Origin of the sequence: Kitasatospora sp. NPDC048365, assembly GCF_043200835.1 — a bacterium.
GTDB lineage: Bacteria > Actinomycetota > Actinomycetes > Streptomycetales > Streptomycetaceae > Kitasatospora > Kitasatospora terrestris.
Genome location: NZ_JBICYJ010000010.1, coordinates 103,163 through 122,619, shown reverse-complemented (window position 1 = coordinate 122,619; position 19,457 = coordinate 103,163). Strand labels below are relative to the sequence as shown.

At 75.1% G+C, this 19,457-nt stretch carries 19 protein-coding genes; 12 read left to right on the top strand and 7 right to left on the bottom strand.

All coding sequences use genetic code 11. The annotated features are described in order from the left end of the window. The first annotated feature begins 31 nt into the window (after positions 1-31). The 5 genes from ACGFX4_RS12895 to ACGFX4_RS12875 are packed head-to-tail and all read left to right on the top strand — an operon-like array spanning position 32 to position 5,902. Entirely contained in the window at positions 32-1,405 is a 1,374-nt protein-coding gene (locus ACGFX4_RS12895; RefSeq protein ID WP_393072609.1) for a prenyltransferase/squalene oxidase repeat-containing protein, read from the top strand. Beyond that, positions 1,402-2,088 carry an SCO2322 family protein gene (locus ACGFX4_RS12890; protein ID WP_393072607.1) on the top strand — a complete coding sequence of 229 codons (687 nt, stop codon included), beginning with the start codon at positions 1,402-1,404 and terminating at the stop codon, positions 2,086-2,088. Before ACGFX4_RS12895 ends, ACGFX4_RS12890 begins: the two co-directional genes overlap by 4 nt. Before the next feature lie 54 nt (positions 2,089-2,142). Further along, positions 2,143-3,243, top strand: a complete 1,101-nt coding sequence (locus tag ACGFX4_RS12885; protein ID WP_393072605.1) for an energy-coupling factor transporter transmembrane protein EcfT — start codon at positions 2,143-2,145, stop codon at positions 3,241-3,243. Continuing rightward, a complete protein-coding gene (locus ACGFX4_RS12880; RefSeq protein WP_393072603.1) occupies positions 3,240-5,096 on the top strand; it encodes an ATP-binding cassette domain-containing protein in 1,857 nt (618 codons plus the stop codon). The genes ACGFX4_RS12885 and ACGFX4_RS12880 overlap by 4 nt, the downstream gene beginning before the upstream one ends. A 5-nt stretch (positions 5,097-5,101) precedes the next feature. Next, positions 5,102-5,902, top strand: a complete 801-nt coding sequence (locus tag ACGFX4_RS12875) for an ECF transporter S component (RefSeq protein WP_393072810.1) — start codon at positions 5,102-5,104, stop codon at positions 5,900-5,902. A 64-nt stretch (positions 5,903-5,966) separates the two neighbouring features. Here the strand turns inward: ACGFX4_RS12875 and ACGFX4_RS12870 are convergent, their stop codons facing one another. Further along, complete coding sequence (locus tag ACGFX4_RS12870; RefSeq protein ID WP_393072601.1) at positions 5,967-6,323, bottom strand: antibiotic biosynthesis monooxygenase family protein; 357 nt, start codon at positions 6,321-6,323, stop codon at positions 5,967-5,969. Between the two features lie 15 nt (positions 6,324-6,338). Continuing rightward, complete coding sequence (locus tag ACGFX4_RS12865) at positions 6,339-6,851, bottom strand: DUF1772 domain-containing protein (protein WP_393072599.1); 513 nt, start codon at positions 6,849-6,851, stop codon at positions 6,339-6,341. Positions 6,852-6,947: 96 nt separating this feature from the next. Here ACGFX4_RS12865 and ACGFX4_RS12860 point away from each other — a divergent pair, with 96 nt between their 5' ends. The 5 genes from ACGFX4_RS12860 to ACGFX4_RS12840 all read left to right on the top strand — a co-directional run bounded on the left by ACGFX4_RS12860 (position 6,948) and on the right by ACGFX4_RS12840 (position 11,719). Continuing rightward, positions 6,948-7,886, top strand: coding sequence for an AraC family transcriptional regulator (locus tag ACGFX4_RS12860; RefSeq protein ID WP_393072597.1), 939 nt, complete (start codon positions 6,948-6,950; stop codon positions 7,884-7,886). Between the two features lie 118 nt (positions 7,887-8,004). Further along, complete coding sequence (locus ACGFX4_RS12855; protein WP_393072595.1) at positions 8,005-8,895, top strand: GNAT family N-acetyltransferase; 891 nt, start codon at positions 8,005-8,007, stop codon at positions 8,893-8,895. Positions 8,896-9,046: 151 nt separating this feature from the next. Further along, positions 9,047-9,808, top strand: coding sequence for a hypothetical protein (locus tag ACGFX4_RS12850; RefSeq protein ID WP_393072593.1), 762 nt, complete (start codon positions 9,047-9,049; stop codon positions 9,806-9,808). 91 nt (positions 9,809-9,899) lie between these two features. Then, the gene (locus ACGFX4_RS12845; protein ID WP_393072591.1) at positions 9,900-10,397 is read left to right on the top strand and encodes a SigE family RNA polymerase sigma factor; all 498 of its coding nucleotides are present in this window, start codon (positions 9,900-9,902) and stop codon (positions 10,395-10,397) included. A gap of 146 nt (positions 10,398-10,543) precedes the next feature. After that, positions 10,544-11,719, top strand: a complete 1,176-nt coding sequence (locus tag ACGFX4_RS12840; RefSeq protein ID WP_393072589.1) for a peptidoglycan-binding protein — start codon at positions 10,544-10,546, stop codon at positions 11,717-11,719. 7 nt (positions 11,720-11,726) lie between these two features. Here the strand turns inward: ACGFX4_RS12840 and ACGFX4_RS12835 are convergent, their stop codons facing one another. The 3 genes from ACGFX4_RS12835 to ACGFX4_RS12825 form a co-directional block, all read right to left on the bottom strand. Beyond that, the gene (locus ACGFX4_RS12835; protein ID WP_393072587.1) at positions 11,727-12,317 is read right to left on the bottom strand and encodes a TMEM165/GDT1 family protein; all 591 of its coding nucleotides are present in this window, start codon (positions 12,315-12,317) and stop codon (positions 11,727-11,729) included. A 214-nt stretch (positions 12,318-12,531) separates the two neighbouring features. After that, on the bottom strand, positions 12,532-13,296 hold the full coding sequence (locus ACGFX4_RS12830) for an ABC transporter permease (protein ID WP_393072585.1): 765 nt from the start codon (positions 13,294-13,296) through the stop codon (positions 12,532-12,534). Between the two features lie 6 nt (positions 13,297-13,302). After that, positions 13,303-14,892, bottom strand: a complete 1,590-nt coding sequence (locus ACGFX4_RS12825) for a dolichyl-phosphate-mannose--protein mannosyltransferase (protein WP_393072583.1) — start codon at positions 14,890-14,892, stop codon at positions 13,303-13,305. Positions 14,893-15,029: 137 nt separating this feature from the next. Here ACGFX4_RS12825 and ACGFX4_RS12820 point away from each other — a divergent pair, with 137 nt between their 5' ends. Further along, positions 15,030-16,016, top strand: coding sequence for a MerR family transcriptional regulator (locus ACGFX4_RS12820; RefSeq protein WP_393072581.1), 987 nt, complete (start codon positions 15,030-15,032; stop codon positions 16,014-16,016). Between the two features lie 12 nt (positions 16,017-16,028). Here ACGFX4_RS12820 and ACGFX4_RS12815 read toward each other — a convergent pair whose 3' ends face one another. After that, on the bottom strand, positions 16,029-17,411 hold the full coding sequence (locus tag ACGFX4_RS12815) for an FAD-binding oxidoreductase (protein ID WP_393072579.1): 1,383 nt from the start codon (positions 17,409-17,411) through the stop codon (positions 16,029-16,031). A gap of 87 nt (positions 17,412-17,498) precedes the next feature. Next, positions 17,499-18,776 (bottom strand): MFS transporter, encoded by a 1,278-nt coding sequence (locus ACGFX4_RS12810; protein WP_393072577.1) that lies wholly within the window; start codon positions 18,774-18,776, stop codon positions 17,499-17,501. Positions 18,777-18,896: 120 nt separating this feature from the next. Here ACGFX4_RS12810 and ACGFX4_RS12805 point away from each other — a divergent pair, with 120 nt between their 5' ends. Next, complete coding sequence (locus ACGFX4_RS12805; protein WP_393072575.1) at positions 18,897-19,457, top strand: MarR family winged helix-turn-helix transcriptional regulator; 561 nt, start codon at positions 18,897-18,899, stop codon at positions 19,455-19,457.

Here is a 19,457-nt window from a genome sequence, read left to right as displayed (position 1 = left end):
CTGCCACCGCTCACCGAAAGGCACCCTCTCCATGATCACCCCTGCCCGTCTGGGCTCCGCCGTCCTGGCCGGGCTGCTGCTGGCCGGCACCGCCGCCGCCCCCGCCCTGGCTGAGTCCGCCTCCGCCACGCCGAGTGCCCCCGCCTCCTCCCCGAGCACCGCCCCGAGCACCGCCACCACGCCGGCGCCGGCCGCCGTACCGGCCGGGCTGTACGGCAAGGGCGACCCCGGCTACGACGGCGTGTGGCGGCAGTCGCTGGCCCTGACTGCGCTGAAGCAGAACGAGGTCGTGCCCGCCGAGTCCGCCGTCGGCTGGCTGCTCGGTCAGCAGTGCGCGGACGGCGGCTGGCCGTCCTTCCGGGCCGACACCGCCACCGCCTGCGACCCGAAGACCGAGGACTCCAACGCCACCGCCGTCGCCGTCCAGGCACTCGTCGCCCTCGGCGGCCACACCGAGCCGGTCGCCAAGGCCGTGCAGTGGTTCAAGGCCAACCAGAACACCGACGGCACCTGGTCCTACAACCCGGGCAGCCCCGGCGACACCGACTCCACCGCGCTCGCCGTCTCCGCGCTGCTCGCCGCCGGCGCCGACCCGGCGGGCGTCGCCCGCGACGGCCACAGCGCGTACGACGGCCTGGCCGGCTTCCAGCTCGGCTGCGCCTCCCCCGCCGACCAGCGCGGCGCGTTCGCCTACCAGCCGGTCGCCGGCAGCCCGCTGACCGCCAACGTCCTCGCCTCCTCGCAGGCCGCGCTCGCCGCCGCCGGCGGCCGCCTCCCGGTCACCGCCGACAACCGCGCCGACGCCCCGGCCAAGCCGCTGACCTGCGCCGACGGTGCGGCCGCCGGCACCGTGGCCCGCGCCGACTCGGCGTCGGCCGCGGCCGCGTACCTCACCGCGAAGCTCGCCGCGGGCGGCCAGCGCCTGCTCCTGGACACCCCCGGCGCCACCCCCGGCCCGGACTTCAACGCCACCTCGTGGGCGGTGCTCAGCCTGGTCCAGGCCGGGCACGCCAAGGAGGCCGCCAGCGCCGCCGACTGGCTGGCCGGCAACGGCTACGCCTGGGCCGCGCAGGGCAAGAACGGCACCGACCCGGCCGCCGCCGCGACCCTGCTGCTGGTCGCCCGCGCCACCAAGCTCGACCCGTACAACTTCGGCGGCACCAACATGGTGCAGCTGCTGATCGACGCCGGCCCGAAGCCCGCCTCCGTCCCGGCGGCCGCCGCCGCGAAGGCCGCCAACGAGCCGGACGCCACCAAGGCCCCCGGCTCCGGCATCACCGAGCCCGACGAGAACGGCGGCTTCTCGGCCGGCTGGATGATCGGCGTCGGCCTCCTCGTCGGCGTCGGCGGCGGCCTGCTGCTCAGCCTCAACCGCCGCCGCACCACCCGCAACGGCGCCAAGTGACCGCCCGCACCACCCCGGCGCCGGCCCTCCGGCCGGCGCCGGCGGCCGCGCCGCTCGTCGCCCTGCTTCTCGCGGTGCTCGTCGCGCTGGTGGCCGCGCTGGTCGCCGTCGCGCCCGGCGCGCAGGCGGCCGGGTACCGGTACTGGTCGTTCTGGAAGTGGTCCGGCTCCGCGTGGGCGTACCAGCAGGTCGGTCCGGCCGGGTTCGTCCCGGCCGACGGCGCGGTGGACGGCTGGCGCTTCGCGGTGAGCCCGGACGGTGGCCAGGACGCCGCCCGGCCCACCGCCACCGGCGAGTTCACCGCGATCTGCGCCGACACCCCGCCCGCCGCGGGCCGCAAGCGGGTCGCCGTGGTGCTGGACTTCGGCACCGCCGCCGACGCCCCCGGCGGCGAGCAACCGCCCGCGCCGCGCACCGCGTGCGCCGCCGTCCCGGCCGCCGCCTCCTCCGCCGACGTGCTCGCCGCCGTCGCCCCGCCGCTGCGCTACGACTCCGCGGGCGTGCTCTGCGCCATCGCCGGATACCCCCGCGCGGGCTGCGCCGACACCGTCGCCGCACCGGCGGCCCCGGCAGCCGGCGGCGCACCCGCCGACGACGGCCCGTCGCTCGGCCTGGTGGCGGGCGGCGCGCTGGTCGCGGCACTCGCCGCCGGCGCCGTCTGGCAGGCCCGCCGCCGCCGCTGACCCGGGAAGATCCAGGGAAGAGTCAGGGAAGAGCCAGGGAAGAGACCCACCACCATGCCATCGCCCCCCGCCCGCCGCCTCGGCCCCCGCCTGCTGCACCCCGGTGCGTGGTGGCTGTGGGCGCTCGGGCTGGCCGCCGGCGCGTCCCGCACCACCAATCCGGTGCTGCTGCTCCTGATCGCGGCGGTCGCCGGGTACGTGGTCGCGGCCCGGCGCAGCGACGCGCCGTGGGCCCGCTCCTACGGGGCGTTCCTGCGGATCGGCCTGGTGGTGCTCGGGCTGCGGCTGGCGTTCGCGGTGGTCCTCGGGTCGCCGGTGGGCGGCACCCACGTGCTGGTCACCCTCCCCCATCTCCCGCTCCCCGCCTGGGCGCAGGGCGTGCGGCTCGGCGGACCGGTGGCCGTCGAGGGCGTCCTGTTCGCCTGCTACGAGGGCCTGAAGCTGGCCGTCCTGCTGCTGTGCGTGGGCGCCGCCAACGCCCTCGCCTCCCCGGCCCGGCTGCTGCGCTGCCTGCCCGGGGCGCTCTACGAGGTCGGGGTGGCCGCCGTGGTGGCGACCACTTTCGCGCCGAACCTGGTCGCCGACATCCGCCGGCTGCGGGCCGCCCGCCGGCTGCGCGGCCGCGAGGACCGCGGCGTCCGTGCTGTCCTCGCCGTCGGACTCCCGGTGCTGGAAGGCGCGTTGGAACGCTCGGTCGGCCTCGCCGCGGCGATGGACTCGCGCGGATTCGGCCGCACCGCCGACGTCCCGCGCCGCATCGTCCGCACCGCCGGAGCACTCACCCTGCTCGGCCTGCTCGCCGTGTGCAGCGCCACGTACGGCCTGCTCGGCGCCGGCGGACGGACGGCCTGGGCCGTACCGCTGCTGCTGGCCGGCGTCGCGGCGGCGGCCGGCGGACTGGCACTCGGCGGCCGACGCTCCGTCAGGACCCGCTACCGGCCCGACCCCTGGGCCCTGCCCGAATGGCTGACCGCCGGCTCCGGACTCGCGGTGGCCGGACTGCTGATCCTGCTCGCCGGACGCCACCCCGAGGCGTTCAGCCCGTCCGTGGTGCCGCTCACCGCCCCGCAGCTCCCGCTCCCGGCGGCCGCTGCCGTACTGATCGGGCTGCTGCCCGCCCTCGTCGCCCCCGACCCACCCCGGAGCAGCCGGTGATCGTCTTCGACCAGGTCTCCGTCCAGTACGCCGACGCCGACGCGCCGGCCCTGCGCGACGTCCACTTCACCGTCCCCGAGGGCGAACTGTGCCTGTTGGTCGGCCCGTCCGGCTGCGGCAAGTCCACCCTCCTCGGAACGGTCAACGGGCTGGTCCCGCACTTCACCGGCGGCACCCTGCACGGCCGGGTCACCGTCGACGGCCGCGACACCCGCACCCACCGGCCCCGCGAACTCGCCGACCTGGTCGGCACCGTGGGCCAGGACCCGGCCGCGCACTTCGTCACCGACACCGTCGAGGACGAACTCGCCTACGGCATGGAATCCCTGGGCCTCGCACCGGCCGTGATGCGGCGCCGCGTCGAGGAGACCCTCGACCTGCTCGGCCTCGCCGAACTCCGCGGCCGCGCCCTCAGCACCCTCTCCGGCGGCCAGCGGCAGCGGGTCGCGATCGGCTCGGTGCTCACCGTCCACCCGAAGGTCCTGGTGCTCGACGAGCCGACCTCCGCGCTCGACCCCGGCGCCGCGGAGGAGGTCCTCGCCGTCCTGCAGCGGCTGGTGCACGACCTCGGCACCACCGTGCTGATGTCCGAGCACCGGCTGGAACGCGTCGTCCAGTACGCCGACCAGGTCCTGCTGCTGCCCGGCGACGGCGCCGCACCCCGGCTCGGCGACCCCGCCGAACTGATGGCCCGCTCCCCCGTCCGGCCACCCGTCGTCGACCTCGGCCTGCTCGCCGGCTGGGACCCGCTGCCGCTCACCGTCCGCGACGCCCGCCGGCGGGCCGTGACGCTCCGCGAACGGCTCACCGCCACCGCGCCCCCGTCCACGCCCGATCCTCTTGGCGAGACGCTGGTCACCGTCGCCCGGCTGGCTGTCACCCGGGGCCCCGTCCCGGCGCTGCGCGGCGTCGACCTGGAACTGCGCGCGGGTGGGATCACCGCACTGATGGGACGCAACGGCGCCGGCAAGTCCACCCTGCTCGGCAGCCTCGTCGGCCTGCACGCCCCCACCTCCGGCACGGTCCGGGTCGGCGGGCTCGTCCCGCACCGCACCCGGCCCAAGGACCTGATCCGCCGGGTCGGCCTCGTCCCGCAGGACCCGCGCGACCTGCTCTACGGCGAGAGCGTCGCCGGCGAATGCGCCGCCGCCGACCGGGACGCCGGCGCGGCCCCCGGAACCTGCCGCGAACTCGTCGCCCGGCTGCTGCCCGGCGTCGGCGAGGACACCCACCCGCGCGACCTCTCCGAAGGCCAGCGGCTCACCCTCGCCCTCGCCGTCGTCCTCACCGCCCGGCCGCCCGTCGTCCTCCTCGACGAACCCACCCGCGGCCTCGACTACGCCGCCAAGGCCCGGCTGGTCACCGTCCTGCGAGGGCTCGCCGCCGACGGCCACGCGATCCTGCTCGCCACCCACGACGTCGAACTCGCCGCCGAACTCGCCGACCGCACCGCCGTCCTCGCCGACGGCGAGATCGTCGCCGACGGCCCCACCCCCGAAACCGTCCTCGCCTCCCCCGCCTTCGCCCCCCAGACCGCCAAGATCCTCCCGCCGTACCTGACCGTCCCCCAGGTCGCCGTCGCCCTCGCCGCCCTGCACGCCCAGGCCCCGGCCACGCCACAGACGCCCGCCGTCCCGGCGCAGCCAGGTGTGGGAGGCGTTGCGGCCCAGTCGACCGGCCTGCCGCAGGCCCCGGCGCAGCCGGTCAACCGCCTGGCCTCGGGCACCCCGCAGACACCCGCCGTCCCGGCGCGGCCGGACGCGGAGCGCGCTGCCGCGCAGGACGCCGACGGCTCGAACACCCCAGCGGCCCCGGCCACGCCGCGGGCGTTCGGTGGGGAGGGGGGTCGGTGAGCGGGATGGAGAGGTTGGGGTGGCGGTCCGGGGTGGTGCTCGGATTGGTGTCGGCGGTCGGAGTGGCGGCGTTCGGGTGGCCGCTGCTGGCCTCGCGGAAGTCGGACCTGGTCGGTCACTCCGCCGATGCGCCGTGGCTGTTCGCCCTGCTGCTGCCGCTGCTCCTGGCGGTCGTGGTGGCGCAGCTGTCCGAGGGCGAGCGCGGTCTGGACGCCAAGGCGGTGGCGATGCTCGGGGTGCTGGCGGCGGCCGGTGCGGCGTTGCGGCCGCTGGGCGCGGGGACGGCCGGGCTGGAGCCGATGTTCTTCCTGATGGTGCTGGCCGGGCGGGTGCTGGGTCCGGCGCTGGGGTTCGTGCTGGGGGCGCTGACGCTGTTCGCGTCGGGTCTGCTGACCGGCGGTGTCGGCCCGTGGTTGCCGTTCCAGATGCTGGCGATGGGCTGGGTGTGTCTCGGTGCGGGTCTGCTGCCCGGTGCGACGTCCCTTCGTGGCCGCCGCGAGCAGGTGCTGCTCGCGGGTTACGGCGCGGTGTCCGCCGTGGCGTACGGCACGGCGATGAACCTGCAGGGCTGGCCGTACCTGAGCGGCACGTCCACCGCGGTCTCCTTCGTGCCGGGTGATCCGCTGCCGGCGAACCTCGCCCGGTTCGCGATCTACTGCCTGACCACGTCGCTCGGCTGGGACCTGCCGCGGGCGGCGCTCACCGCCGTCCTGTGCCTGACCGTCGGCGGGCCGCTGCTGCGGACCTTGCGCCGCGCCACCCGCCGTGCGGCGTTCGCCGCGCCGGTGTCGTTCGACCGGTCCTGAACCGGGTGCGGCGACGGGCCGCCCGCACCGGGGTGCGGACGGCCCGTCGCGGACCGCGGTGGGGTCAGCCCTGCTTGGGGCCGGCCGACTGGACGACCTCGAACGACCAGACGGTGGAGCCGGACGCGGCGGGCTTGGGACGCTCGCCGCCCTCGCCACCGCCCGGGCCACCCGCGCCACCCGCGCCGCCGCCCTGGTGCGCCGCCTTCATCGGGCCCTCCATCCAGGCCTGGAAGGAGGCCTCGTCACGCCACCGGGTGTACACCAGGTACTGGTCGGTGCCCTCGACGGGGCGGAGCAGCTCGAACCACTCGAAGCCGTCGGACCCTTCGACCGTGCCGGCCCGCGAGGCGAAGCGCTTCTCCAGCACCTCGCGCTGCTCGGCGGGGACGGTCAGTACATTGATCTTGACTACGCTCATGGTTCCCATCCTGCCTCACGGCGCGCGGTGCAGGGCCCAGGCGAGGGAGGCGAGGGCCGCGGTCGAGGTGAGGGCGCGGACGGTGTTCCAGCGGACCCAGGTGGTCTCGAAGGCGGCGCGGGCGGCTTCGGGCGAGGTCGCCGCCGCCAAGCGGTCGTTGAGCGGGACGTTGACCACGGCGGTGATCGCCAGCATGACGATGTAGCAGACGGCGGCGACGCCGATCCACAGCAGGACACCCCGGTCGGCGCCGCGCAGGTGGAGGGCGCCGGCGGCGAGGATCAGCACCAGCGAGCCGAGGAAGCTCAGCATGAACCACCCGTTGAGGATGGCGACGTTGATCCGCTGCATGGCCTCCACGAAGCCGCGGTCGTCGAGCCGGGCGAGGCCGGGCATCACCGAGCAGGCGTAGGAGTAGAAGAGTCCGGCGCTGAGGCCGGTGGTGAGGGTGGCGGCGAAGAGCACCGCGGTGCGCAGGGTGGACATCCCGGCAACCTCCGTTCGCCCGATGGCGGTTCGCGTGGTCATGGTTCGATTCAACCGGCGGGGCGGGCCGCGATCAATGGTCGAGGCGCTCGACCGCATACGCGGGCGTCCAGGCCCGGGCGGCATAGGGTGGCGGGCATGGACGCTCTCGGTGCCCTGCTGACCGGACCCCGCGCCCAGGGGGCCTTCCTGCTGCGGTCGGTGTTCGACCCGCCGTGGGCGGTGCGGATCGCGGACGAGGCGCCGTTGACGCTGCTCACGATGGTGCGCGGCGAGGGCTGGGTGGTCCCGGACGGCGCGGAGCCGGTCCGGTTGCGGCCGGGTGACCTGGCGGTGGTGCGCGGCCCGGAGCCGTACACGGTGGCGGACCTGCCGTCGACCGCGCCGCAGGTGGTGGTCCACCCCGGCCAGGTGTCGACCGCGCCCGGCGGCGAGGAGCTGTGCGAGGAGCTCGACCGGGGCCTGCGGACCTGGGGCACGGGCGGGCCCGGGGCGGCGGCGGTGCTGCTCAGCGGCACCTACCAGCTGCGCGGGGAGGTGAGCGGGCGGCTGCTGCGGGCGCTGCCGCGGGTGGTCCGGCTGGACGGTGCGGAGTGGGGGTCGCCGCTGCTGCCGATGCTCGCGGAGGAGATCGGCCGGGACGAGCCGGGGCAGGAGGTGGTGCTGGACCGGTTGCTCGACCTGCTGCTGATCAGCGCGCTGCGGGCGTGGTTCGCCCGGCCGTCGGGGGCGGCGCCGGCCTGGTACCGGGCGCAGGCGGACCCGGTGGTGGGTCCGGCGCTGGGCCTGCTGCACGGGGATCCGGCCCGGCCGTGGACGGTGGCGGTGCTGGCCGCCGAGGTCGGGGTGTCGCGGGCGGCGCTGGCCCGCCGTTTCACCGAGCTGGTCGGGGAGCCGCCGATGGCGTACCTGACGGGCTGGCGGCTGGCGCTGGCCGCCGATCTGCTGGCGGAGCCGGACGCCACGCTCGCCGCGGTCGCCCACCGGGTGGGCTACGGCAGCGCGTTCGCGCTGAGTGCCGCGTTCAAGCGGGTCCGGGGGGTCAGCCCGCAGCAGCACCGCGAGGGCGTCGGCTGACGTCGCGTCACCCTCGGGCGGCCGGTCAGTACCCCGCCCTCGCCCCCGCCCACCCCGCCCCTCCCGGCTCGGGGAAAACCGCTTGCCGTGGGCATGCCGTCCGTGCCGAGATAGCGGCGTGACTGAACTGAGCATCCTCACCGACACCACGTCCTGGCGCGAGGGCGCCGAGCAGCGCCGGCTCGCGGCGTACCGGCGGGCGGGTTTCGCCGCCCCGGCGGCGGAGGCGAGCGTGGCCCGCTGGCTGGAACGGTCGGCCGGGGCGACGGTGGCGGAGATCCGGGCCGAGGGCCGGCCGGTGGGCGCGGTGGCCGTGGTGGCGGACGGCGACGAGGGCCGGATCGAGGAGCTGTGGATCGATCCCGCGCACGCCGGCGCCGGCCACGGCGAGGCCGCCCGCGGCTGGGCGGAGCGCTGGTCCGCCGAGCGCGGTGCGACCTCCTGCGGCATCCAACTCTTCGCCCCGGAGCCGCTGTTCGACGCCTACCCGGTGCGCGGCCAGAACCGGGTCAAGTTCATCGGCACCCCGGCCGCCCTGCCCGACGGGGTGACGTACCGTCCGATGACGGAGACGGAGTACCCGGCGTGGCGGCGGGCCGAGGACGAGGCGTACGTGTTCGACATCGTGCGGGCCGGCGGTCTGACGCGGGAACAGGCGCAGGAGAAGTCGGACGCGGACTTCGCCCGGCTGCTGCCGCAGGGCCGGCGGACGCCGGGGCACGCGTTCATGGTGCTGGAGGCCGAGGAGCGGACGATCGGCACCGGCTGGCTGCACCACGGCTTCCTGCCGGGGGTGACGTACGGGTACTCGCTGTTCATCGAGGAGCACGAGCGCGGCAACGGCTACGGCCGGGCGGCGATGGCGATCGGCGAGCAGGCGGCGGTGGCGGCCGGCGACACGGCGCTGATGTTCAACGTGTTCGGCGGCAACGAGGTCGCGATGGGCCTGTACACCAGCGCGGGGTTCGGGGTGCTCTTCGAGTACCGGTCGGTCGAGCTCGGCGGCTGACCGCGGAGCCCGGCAGCCGATCGGCCGCCGGGGAACTTCCTCGTCCCCGGGTGCGACCGAACCGGCCCGCCGACCCGTCCTGGTGGGCAGAGCCCCGCACCGAAGCGGGTCCGCATGGCCGGCGTGCGGGTGAGACCTGAGGACAAGAACGATGGACGATTTCCGTACCGCTCTCTCCGAGGAGCTGTCGGAGCTCAGTGCCCCACCCCTGGCCGGCCTGGTCGAGGCCGCGGCCCGGGACGGGCGGCGGGTGCGCCGCCGCCGGACGGTCGCCGCGGCCGTCGGCTCGGTGACCGCGGTCGCGGCCGCGATCGCGCTGCTGGGCGGCGTGGTCGGGCCGCTCCGGCAGCCGGCCGCCGGCCCGGCCGTGCAGAGCGCGGCCGGCGAGCCCCCGAGCCCGTCGGTGACCGCCCAGACGGTGCCGACCACCCCGCGGGCGCTGCTCGCGGCGGTGGTGCAGGCGCTGCCGGGCACCACGTGGACGGGCAGCGACTACTCCGTCAGCGGGCCCGAGCACGAGGTGTCCGCGATGCTCAACATGACGGAGGGGACGGGCACCGGCGTGGTCCGGGTGACGCTGCTCGACGGCAAGGGCCCCGGCTGCAAGCAGGACGACGTCCGCTTCTGCACGGTCGACAGCCGGAACCAGCTCACCTCGGTGGACTACCTCCAGGCACCGTGCCCGCAGACCGTCGTGGTGACCGTCCTGCGGGCGGACGCCACCCGGGCCCAGGTGCTCTTCGGCAACTGTCGGATCGGGGAGAACGCGTACTACTTCCCACCGGGGGTCAACGCGCTGACGGTCCAGCAGGCGGCCGAGCTGGCCGGCGGACCGACGCTGTCGCTGCACAGCGACCGCCGGGCGGTCGAAGCCGCCGAGCAGCAGTACGGCCAAGCGGCGCCACTGCGCTGACGCGCGCGGCGGTGCGGACGGCCCCCGGGCCGCTCGCACCGCCGCGCCACCGCCCCCACCCTTCCGACCCACAGATCGGGACGACCAAGCAGTGCGCGAGGATGCAGACTTCATAGCGTTCGCCGAGGCCGGCGCGGGCCGGCTGCGCCAGATCGCCTACCTGATGTGCCGGGACTGGCACCTGGCCCAGGACCTCACCCAGACCACGCTGACCAAGATGTACGTCGCGTGGAAGCGGATCAACCGGCGCGACGGCGATCCGTTCGTCTACGCCCGGAAGGTGCTGCTGAACTCCCTGCTGGACCACCGGCGGCTGCGCAGCAGCAGCGAACTGGCGGTGGAGCAGCTTCCGGAGTCCGCCGGGCCCAAGGACACCACCGCGATGCGGCTGACCCTGTTGGAGGCGCTGATGCTGCTGTCCGAGCGGGACCGGGCGATCGTGCTGCTGCGCTACTGGGAGGACCACAGCGTGGAGACCACCGCGGAGATCCTGGGGGTCAGCACGGCGGTGGTGAAGTCGCAGAGCATGCGCGCACTGGCGGTTCTGCGCGGGCGCCTGGGCAGTGACCGCGAGCTGCTCTTCGGCTGACGGGTCGCGTTCACCGAGGGTTCATGCCGTCCGATTCACCACCAAACCGGACAACCGGACCCGGCCGGACCGGCCTTCCCTGTCCGTTCCCAGCCCGCTGCTGCATAATCAGGCCGTTCATTCCGACCCCCGAGGAGGACCGGCCCATGCCGGCAGAGCTCTGCCCCCGCTGCGGCGCGGCACGGACGGCGGGTGGCTGTGTCTGCTTCTCGGACCCGAGTGCCGCCGACACCGCCGTCCTGCCGCACGTGGAGGGCCCGCCGCTGGTGCGCCCGTACGTGGCCGCCGCGCCGGTGGAGCAGCCCGGCCCGGGGCCGGACCCCTTCGCCACCCGGCTGACCCCGCCGACCGGCCTGCCGCCGATGCCGCCCGCACCGCCGGCACCGCCCGTCGCGCCGTACCCGGGCGCCGGTGCCGCCGCGCAGACCACCGTGCTGCCGGGCCCGATCACGCCCGGCCCGGTCACGTCCGGCGCCGTGCCGCTCGGCCCGGTCGCCCCCGCCGCCGCGCAGACCGCGGTGCTGCCGCCGGTGCCCGCGCAGCCGCCCGTCCAGCAGCCCCGGCCGGAGGCGCACACCCAGCTGATACCCCCGCAGGCGCACCCGGCACCCCCGGCCCCGCCTGCCTCCGCGCCTGCCTCCGCACCCGGTCCCGCGCGCTCCTCCGAACCCGCCACCGACCTGGGCATGTTCACCTTCCGCGAGGAGTACGTCCCCGCGCCCGGCTCACGGGCCGAGCGCCGCGTCGAGCAGCAGCAGGCGGCGGGCCGGCGGCGGACGGTGATCGCCGGGGCGATGATCGGCCTGGCGGCGGTCGGCGCGGGCCTGGCGCTGGCCCTCGCGCCCGCCTCGCCCGACCGCGGCGACCAGGCGCTGCCCGCGCCGACCGACAGCGGCATCCCGTACCCGGGCCCGACCCTGCCGACCGTCGAAACGAGCAGCGGCTCGCCCTCCCCGGTCGCGCCGAGCACTACCAAGGCCAAGCCGCCGACCACCAGGGCCGCGGCACCGCAGACCACGGTGGCGGCCCCGCCGAGTCCTTCCCCGTCGGCGTCCGCCAAGCCGAGCCCCTCGGCCTCGCCGAGCCCGTCGGCGACCGTGCGCGACCTGCACCGCGGCGACACCGGCGCCGACGTGGCCGCGATGCAGTCCCGGCTCGTCAACGCCGTGCCGTGGCGGTTCGACGAGGAGGACGTCAACGGCACGTTCGACAAGAACACCGAGCAGGCGCTGCGCAACTTCCAGTCGATGATGGCCATCCACGGCGAGGACGGCTGGTACGGGCCGCAGACCCGTACCAGGCTCTCCTACTACCCCGCCTGACCGCGGCTCAGCCGACGATCGCCTTCCCCAGGCTGAAGGCGGACAGCACCAGCATCACGCAGGCCGCGACCCGCACGATGACCTTCATCGGCACGTGCTTGAGCAGCTTCTGCCCGCCCAGGATGGCGATCCCGCCGACCGCGCACAGCGCCAGCCACGCGCCGAGGCCGACGGCCAGCGGCGAGGCGTACTTGGCGGCCAGGTTGGCGGTCATGATCTGGGTCAGATCGCCGAACTCGGCGACCGCGACCAGGACGAAGCTGGCGCCGGCCACCTTCCAGAAGGAGTTGGACGAGGGCTCCTTCGCGGCGTGCCCCTCGTCCTCCTCGTCGCCCTTGGGCCAGAGCAGCATCACGGCTCCGACCAGGAACAGCAGCCCGGTGACGCCCTCCACCCAGCGCTGCGGCAGCATCGCCAGCAGGCTGCCGGCCACCAGGGCGAGGGCCACCTGGACGGCGAAGGCGGCGGCGATGCCGGCGAAGACGTAGCTCGCCCGGTACTTGGTGCCCAGGACCAGGCTGGCCAGCGCGGTCTTGTCGGGCAGTTCGGCGAGGAAGATGACGCCGAAGGTCAGCGCGGCGATGCTCAGGGGGTTCATCGGATCGGCAGGTCTCTCGGTTCAAGGGCTGCCGGACCGGTGCGTCTTGGGGATGCCTCGGCCCGACAGCACTGGTCAATGGTCACAGCACTGCGGCCGAAGGTCTCGCCGGCACCCGCGTACGGATGCCCCGGGCGCCGGGCCCGCCCACGAGGAGCGGTGCCAGTATGTCGACGGTCCGGTGGAGGGCTACTCCCCTTCAACGCCTCCCAGCCTACCCGACGCCGGCCGGTGCTCCGGGGGCCAGAAGTCCCCGGCCGACCAGTTCCAGCACGACGACGATCGCGGCCGCCTCCACCGCGAGCAGCGCCACCAGGACGAACAGCTGCACCGCGCCGGCCTGGACGGGCGTGGCGCCGCCGAGCAGCATGCCGACGAACGCGCCGGGCAGGGTGACCAGGCCCACGGTCCGGGTCTGGTCGAGCGCCGGGACCAGCGAGGTGGCGGCGGCCGTCCGGGACATCTCCAGCCGGGCGTCGCGCGCCTCGAAGCCGAGCGCCAGCGCCGCCTCGACCTCGCCGCGCCGGGTCCGCAGTTCGTCCAGCGCCCGGCGGCCGGAGAGCGAGGTCGCGGTCAGCGCCCCGCCGATCAGGATCCCGGCGACCGGGATCAGCGACAGACCCTTGGCCGGCAGCAGGCCGGTGGCGAGCAGCAGCACCAGGACCGGCAGCACGCCGGCGGCGATCGGCGCCGCCGCCCACCACCAGCCCGGGCCGTCGGTGATCCGCCGCCCGGCGGTGCGCACCGCGACGGAGAACATCAGCAGCACGAACAGCACCGAGCTCCACAGCGCGCCGACCACCCAGGCGATCACCAGGGCGACCGCGGCGAGCTGCAGCACCGCCCGGACGCCCGCCCGCAGCACCGCCCGCCCGTGGCCGAGCCGGCCCCAGCCGGCCACCGCGACGGCGGCGGCCAGCAGCACCGCGCAGGCCGCGCCGAGCGCGGGGGTGACCGGCAGCAGCTGTCCGGCGGCCATCGGCGGTCAGATCCAGCTGGTGAACCACATCCGGGCGCGCCAGTCGTCCATCGGGATCACCTCCGCCGTGTACAGCGGGTGGAAGAAGGCGAAGCAGCCGACCACGGCCAGCACGATCAGCCCGGCGCCGGCCGCGCCCCAGCGGCGCCGCTGGGGCGGGCAGCCGGGCGGGCCGAGCAGCGCGCCCAGCATCTGGGCGACCGCCAGGCAGAGGAAAGGGACCAGCACCACCATGTAGAAGGAGAAGATCGTCCGTTCCTGGTACTGGAACCAGGGCAGGTAGATGCCGGCCACCCCGGCGAGGATCGCGCCGGCCCGCCAGTCCCGGCGGAAGAACCAGCGCCACAGCGCGTACGCCAGCGCGAAGCAGGCCGCCCACCACAGCAGCGGGGTGCCGAGGGCCAGGATCTGGCTGGCGCAGCCCTCGGACGCGGTGCAGCCCTGCTGGCCCTGCGGCACCTGCTGCCAGTACATCGAGACCGGGCGGCCCTGGACCAGCCAGCTCCACGGGTTGGACTGGTAGGTGTGCGGGGAGGACAGGCCGGTGTTGAAGTCGTACATCTGCGCGTGGTAATGCCACCAGCTGCGCAGCGCGGCGGGCACCCAGGTCATCGACACCTGCGGCAGCGGGATCTCCAGCACCGGGGTGTGCGGCGGGGAGAGGCCGGCCCGGTCGTCCGCCCAGTGCCGGCCGTAGCCCCCGTCGGTGACGAACCAGCCGGTCCAGGCCAGCAGGTAGACCACCGCGGCGACGCCGACCGTGGAGAGGAAGGCGGGCAGCGCGTCGCGGCGCAGCATCGAGCGCCAGGGGTGCCGGGCGCCCGCCCAGCGGCGGCCCGCCTGGTCCCACAGGACGGTGAGCAGGCCGAACACGGCGAGGATCTGGATCCCGTTCCACTTCACCGCGCAGGCACAGCCGAGCAGGACGCCGGCCGCCAGCCGCCAGGGGCGCACCCCGAGGCCGACCTGGTCGCCCGCCGCGCCGCCCTCCGCGCGGGCGGCCCGCAGCAGGGCGCGCGCCCGGTCCCGGTCGACCAGCAGGCAGCCGAACGCGGCCAGCACGAAGAACAGCTGCACGCCGTCCAGCAGGCCGACCCGGCTCATCACGAAGTGCAGCCCGTCCACCGCCATCAGCAGGGCCGCGGTGCAGCCCAGCAGCGTCGAGCCGAACAGCCGCCGGCCGATCCGGGCCAGCATCAGCACCGTCAGGGTGCCCAGCAGCGCCACCACGATCCGCCAGCCGAAGGGGTGCAGGCCGAACGCCCACTCGCCCAGCGAGATCACCCACTTGCCGAGCGGCGGGTGGGCCACGAACTCCGGTGCCGGGGTGAGCGGGACGATCTGCGGGACGCCGAGGATCTGGGCGTTCGCGCCGTCCGGCCAGACGCCCTCGTAGCCCTGCTCCAGCAGCGACCAGGCGTCCTTGGGGTAGTACGTCTCGTCGAAGACGAACGCGTTCGGGTACGGCAGGTTCCAGAACCGCAGCAGCCCGGCGAACGCCGCCACCGCCAGCGGCCCCCACCACCTCCACCGGTCCCGTTCGACCGCCCGCACCGCCGCGGGGGCCGGCCTCTCGGTGACTTGCGCCTGCGCCATGACCCCGCCGTCTGCTCGACCTGACACTATGTCGCCTTTGCCCGAATCCTAGCCTGCCGCCCTGTCGGCGGCGGGGCCTACGGTGGGTTGACCCTCGACCTGGTCGAGGGCACAGAGTCCTCGGTGTGGAGAGCGGAATGCGCAGTATCGGTGAGCTGGCCCGCGAGAGCGGCCTGGGCGTGAGCGCCCTGCGGTTCTACGACGGCGCCGGGGTGTTCGTCCCGGCCCGGGTCGACCCGCGGACCGGCTACCGCTGGTACGCGCCCGAGCAACTCGCCGACGCCCGCCTGCTGGCCCGGCTGCGCCGGGTCGGCATGCCGCTCGCCGGGATCGCCCAGGTCCTGGACGGCGACCCGGCGACCGCCCGGGCCGCGATCGACCGGCACCTGCGGCAGCTGGAGGACGGCCTCGCCGATGCCCGCCGCGAGCTCTCCACGGTCCGTGACCTGATCGACCTGAGGGAGCATCCGATGACCGCACCGACCCGATTCACCGTGCCCGCCCCGGCGCTCGCCGCCGCCCTGGACGCCGTCCGCTTCGCCGCCGGCAGCGACCCGGAGCACCCGGTGGTGCGCGGCGTGCTGTTCGACCCCGAGCCGGAGAACGGCCTGCTGCGCCTGGTCGCCACCGACCGGTACCGGCTGGCCGTCGCCACCGCCCCCGCGACGGTGGAAGGACCCGGCGGCGGGGTGCTGGTGCCGACCGCGCTCGCGGACGCCGCCCGGGCCCTGCTGGACGGCGCCGAGAGCGCCGAACTCACGGTGGACGGGCCGCGGTTGACGCTGCGCGCGGGCGGCCGGGAGCTGACCGGCGAGCGGCTCGACCTGGACTTCCCCGACTACCGGCGCCTGCTGCGGGTGGAGACCACCCAGCGGCTGGAGTTCGCGGCTGACGAGCTGCTGGCCCACCTCGAGTCCGGCCCCGCCGCGGAGGACGGCACGGCGATCCTGGCGGCGGACGGGTTCCAGGTGCTGGTCAACCGCGACTACCTGATGCAGGCCGTCGCGGCCGGCGGCGCCGAGCAGCTCGTCCTGGAACTCGGCGGCCCGATCGCCCCGCTGGCGATCCGCTTCCCGGCCCGCGCGGACACCTTCTCGCTGCTGATGCCGGTCGCCCGCGACTGATCGGGGTGCCGCTCAGGCCGGGCGGATGTTGTGGTTGAGGTGGAAGACGTTGCCCGGGTCGTACTCCGCCTTGACCGCGGCCAGCCGGGCGGCGTTGGCCGTGCCGCGCGCGGCGATGGCGACCTCGTCGTCCTCCTCGCTCATGAAGTTGAGGTAGGAGGCGCCGACCGACCAGGGCGCCATGTCGACCGCCGCCCGGTGGGCCCAGTCGCAGACCCGGGCGTCGTCCGCCGGGTCCTCCCACATGCCGAACGGGTGCACCGCCCACGGCGCGGAGCGCCAGGGCACGGGGTACTCGGTCGGCCCGAGGGCGACCGCCCCGCCCATCGGGAAGAGCGCGTGCTGCGAGGGCGAGGGCACCACCATCTCGCGGGCCGCCTCGCAGAACTTCTCCAGCGCCGGGTCGGGCACCCCGGTCAGGTAGGCGGCCGACCAGTAGTTCCGGAAGCCGGGCGGGTCGTCGATCATGCACTGCAGGTCGGCGTACGGGACGTCCTGGACGACCTCCACCTGGTGCCCGTAGCCGAGCATCGGCGCCACCCAGGGCCTGGCCTGCTCGGCCGTGCCGGCGTACGTGATCAGCACGCCGGCCGCGAACTGCCCGACCAGGTGGTCCGGCACGAAGGGCTCGGGCGGGGCGGTGAAGAAGATCATCGCGCCGCCCGCCTCGTCGGGCGCCGCGTCCATCGCGTCGCGGTAGGCCCGGGCCAGCTCCGGGCCGCCCTCGGCCGGCCACATCAGCAGCGCCATCGAGAACTCCGGCAGCGGGTGCAGTCCGAACACGAAGGCGGTGACCACGCCGAAGTTGCCGCCGCCGCCGTGCAGCGCCCAGAACAGCTCGGGATTCTCGTGCTCGCTGGCCCGCACCCGCCGGCCGTCCGCGGTGACCAGCTCGGCGGCCAGCAGGTTGTCGCACATCAGCCCGAACTTGCGCTCCAGCCAGCCCGATCCCCCGCCCAGCACCAGGCCGCCCACGCCGGTGGTGGACACCCGGCCGCCGGTCACGGCGAGCCCGTGCGCCTGGCAGGCGCGGTCGAGGTCGCCCATCACCGCGCCGCCGCCGACCCGGGCCACCCGGGCCACCGGGTCGATCTCCACCGCGTTCAGCCGGCGCAGATCGACGACCAGGCCGCCCTCGCTGAGCGCGGCCCCGGTGACCCCGTGCCCGCCGCAGCGGACCGCGATCTCCAGGTCGCGCTCGGTGCCGAAGGCCACCGCGGCGGCGACGTCGTCGACCGTCGCGCACTGGGCGATCACCGCCGGGCGCTTGTCGACCATCGCGTTGAAGATCACCCGGGCCTCGTCGTAGGCCGGGCTCCCCGGCGCGATCACCTCACCGGAGAAACGGGACCGCAGTGCGTCCAGTGCCCGGTCGTCCAACAGCTCGGCAGTCATGGGGGCACGCCTTTCTGGGGGCCCGTTCCGACAGGTACGCCAATCGAGCGTAAGCCCGGCCCCTCGGCCGGCGCACCCGCAGCGGCCTCAGGCCGCGGTGCGCAGCTCCCGCACCGGCCGCTGAGCGACCGTCAGCACCCGGACGTTGTCCTGTGCCGGGGTGAGGTGCCCGCGCAGCTTGACCGAGAGCGCCACGATCAGGAGGGTGCACAGCGCCATCGCCGCCAGGTACAGCGGCCAGGTGCCGGCGCCGACCAGCAGCACACCGACCGCCGGGCCGACCGCGACGGCGATCTGCTTCACCAGCGCGTACCCGGCGTTGTAGGTGCCGAGCAGCCGGGTGGGAGCGAGGTCGGCGACGATCGGGCCCAGGGTCGGGGCGAGCAGCGACTCGCCGACGCCGAACAGCGCGTAGATCGCGACCACGGCCACGGTCGCGGCCAGCGCCTCGGAGCGGATCAGGCCGGCGACCAGCGCCATGCCCCAGGCCGCCAGCCAGACCACGCCGGCCGCGGCCATCGCGGTGGTGCGGCGCCGGCGCTCGGTGAGCCGGACCACGAACATCTGCAGCACCACGATGGTCAGCGCGTTGGCGCCGATCGCCAGACCCAGGGTGGAGGGCGCGGTGCCGACGGTGTCGGTGGCGAACGCGGCGACCCCGGACTCGAACTGGCCGTAGCAGGTGAAGAAGATCAGCCCGGCGAGCAGGCAGAGCCGCAGCATCGCCTTGTCGGCGACCAGGGCCCGCAGCCCGCGCCGCTCCCCCGTTCCGGCGGAGCCCGCGACCTCCGGCGGGGCGGCCGGGATCCGGGCGGTGCCGGTGACGGCGGCCAGGCCCAGGAAGGTCAGCGCCTCGATGGTGAACAGCCGGGTCAGGCTGGCCGGGTCGGCGACGTCGACGATCTGGCCGCCGACCAGCGCGCCGAGGCCCATGCCCAGGTTGACCAGGGTGAACTGCAGGGCGAAGGCGCGCGAGCGCTGCTCCTTGCCGGTCAGCCGGACGATCATCGTGGCGAGCGCCGGCTGGCAGGTGGTGACACCGGCGCCGAACAGGAAGGAGGAGATCAGCAGCCCGGGCGTGGTGGCGGCCTGACCGAAGGCGAACGCGCCGACGGAGGCGATCGCGGCGCCGGCCAGCAGCACCGGGCGCGGCCCGTACCGGTCGATGCCGCGGCCGGTGAACGGGAGCACCGCCAGCGCGGCCAGCGCGAACACGGTGAACACCGCGCCCGCCGCCGCACTGCCGAGACCCCGCACCTGGTCCACGTACACGAACATGTACGGCATCGTGAACCCGCTGCCGAAGGCACTGAGCGCGTTCCCGACCTGGACGCGACGCAGCCGACCGCCGCCCCACTGCTTCACTGAACACCCCTTGAGATTCGTAGTCTTTAGTCAGCAAGATTTAAGACCTAAACTCTAAGGGTTGCAAGCCTCAAACGTCAAAGGCTTAAGGACTGCAGGCTGCGTGGAAGAATGACCGGCATGAGCGCACGCAGACCCGAGCCCGCCAACGGCGGCGAGCTGGGCATCGCCGAGCAGGTGGCCGTCTACCAGCGGGAATTCCCCACGGTGGACCCACAGGTGGAGACCATCGTCTCCACCCTCTCCCGGGTGACCCGGCGGATGAACGTCGCCTACGGGCGCCAGCTGGCCGCCCTCGGGATCACCTCCGCCGAGTGGGAGGTGCTCAAGGCCCTGGTGATCGCCGGCAGCCCGTACCGGCTCGGTCCCGGTGAACTGGCCAAGCGGCTCGGGCTGACGCCCGCCGCGATGACCCACCGGATCGACCGGATGGTCACCGAGGGCCTGGTCACCCGGGAGCGCGACGAGAGCAACCGGGTCCGGGTGATCATCGAGCTGACCGAGGACGGCCGCGACAAGTGGCTGGAGCTGATGCGGATGGCCGCCGTCTTCGAGGCGGACATCCTGCAGGACATCACCGGCGAGGACCGGACCGCCTTCGCCGGCATGCTCTCCCGGATGCTGCGCCGGATCGAGGAGAGCCAGCCCGACGCCCTGGGCCGCACCGAGGACCTGGACTGA

Coding starts and splice junctions, on each gene's coding strand:
- ACGFX4_RS12895 (WP_393072609.1), top strand. CDS start 32: ATGATCACCCCTGCCCGTCTGGGCTCCGCCGTCCTGGCCGGGCTGCTG.
- ACGFX4_RS12885 (WP_393072605.1), top strand. CDS start 2,143: ATGCCATCGCCCCCCGCCCGCCGCCTCGGCCCCCGCCTGCTGCACCCC.
- ACGFX4_RS12875 (WP_393072810.1), top strand. CDS start 5,102: ATGGAGAGGTTGGGGTGGCGGTCCGGGGTGGTGCTCGGATTGGTGTCG.
- ACGFX4_RS12870 (WP_393072601.1), bottom strand. CDS start 6,323: ATGAGCGTAGTCAAGATCAATGTACTGACCGTCCCCGCCGAGCAGCGC.
- ACGFX4_RS12865 (WP_393072599.1), bottom strand. CDS start 6,851: ATGACCACGCGAACCGCCATCGGGCGAACGGAGGTTGCCGGGATGTCC.
- ACGFX4_RS12860 (WP_393072597.1), top strand. CDS start 6,948: ATGGACGCTCTCGGTGCCCTGCTGACCGGACCCCGCGCCCAGGGGGCC.
- ACGFX4_RS12850 (WP_393072593.1), top strand. CDS start 9,047: ATGGACGATTTCCGTACCGCTCTCTCCGAGGAGCTGTCGGAGCTCAGT.
- ACGFX4_RS12840 (WP_393072589.1), top strand. CDS start 10,544: ATGCCGGCAGAGCTCTGCCCCCGCTGCGGCGCGGCACGGACGGCGGGT.
- ACGFX4_RS12835 (WP_393072587.1), bottom strand. CDS start 12,317: ATGAACCCCCTGAGCATCGCCGCGCTGACCTTCGGCGTCATCTTCCTC.
- ACGFX4_RS12830 (WP_393072585.1), bottom strand. CDS start 13,296: ATGGCCGCCGGACAGCTGCTGCCGGTCACCCCCGCGCTCGGCGCGGCC.
- ACGFX4_RS12825 (WP_393072583.1), bottom strand. CDS start 14,892: ATGGCGCAGGCGCAAGTCACCGAGAGGCCGGCCCCCGCGGCGGTGCGG.
- ACGFX4_RS12820 (WP_393072581.1), top strand. CDS start 15,030: ATGCGCAGTATCGGTGAGCTGGCCCGCGAGAGCGGCCTGGGCGTGAGC.
- ACGFX4_RS12815 (WP_393072579.1), bottom strand. CDS start 17,411: ATGACTGCCGAGCTGTTGGACGACCGGGCACTGGACGCACTGCGGTCC.
- ACGFX4_RS12805 (WP_393072575.1), top strand. CDS start 18,897: ATGAGCGCACGCAGACCCGAGCCCGCCAACGGCGGCGAGCTGGGCATC.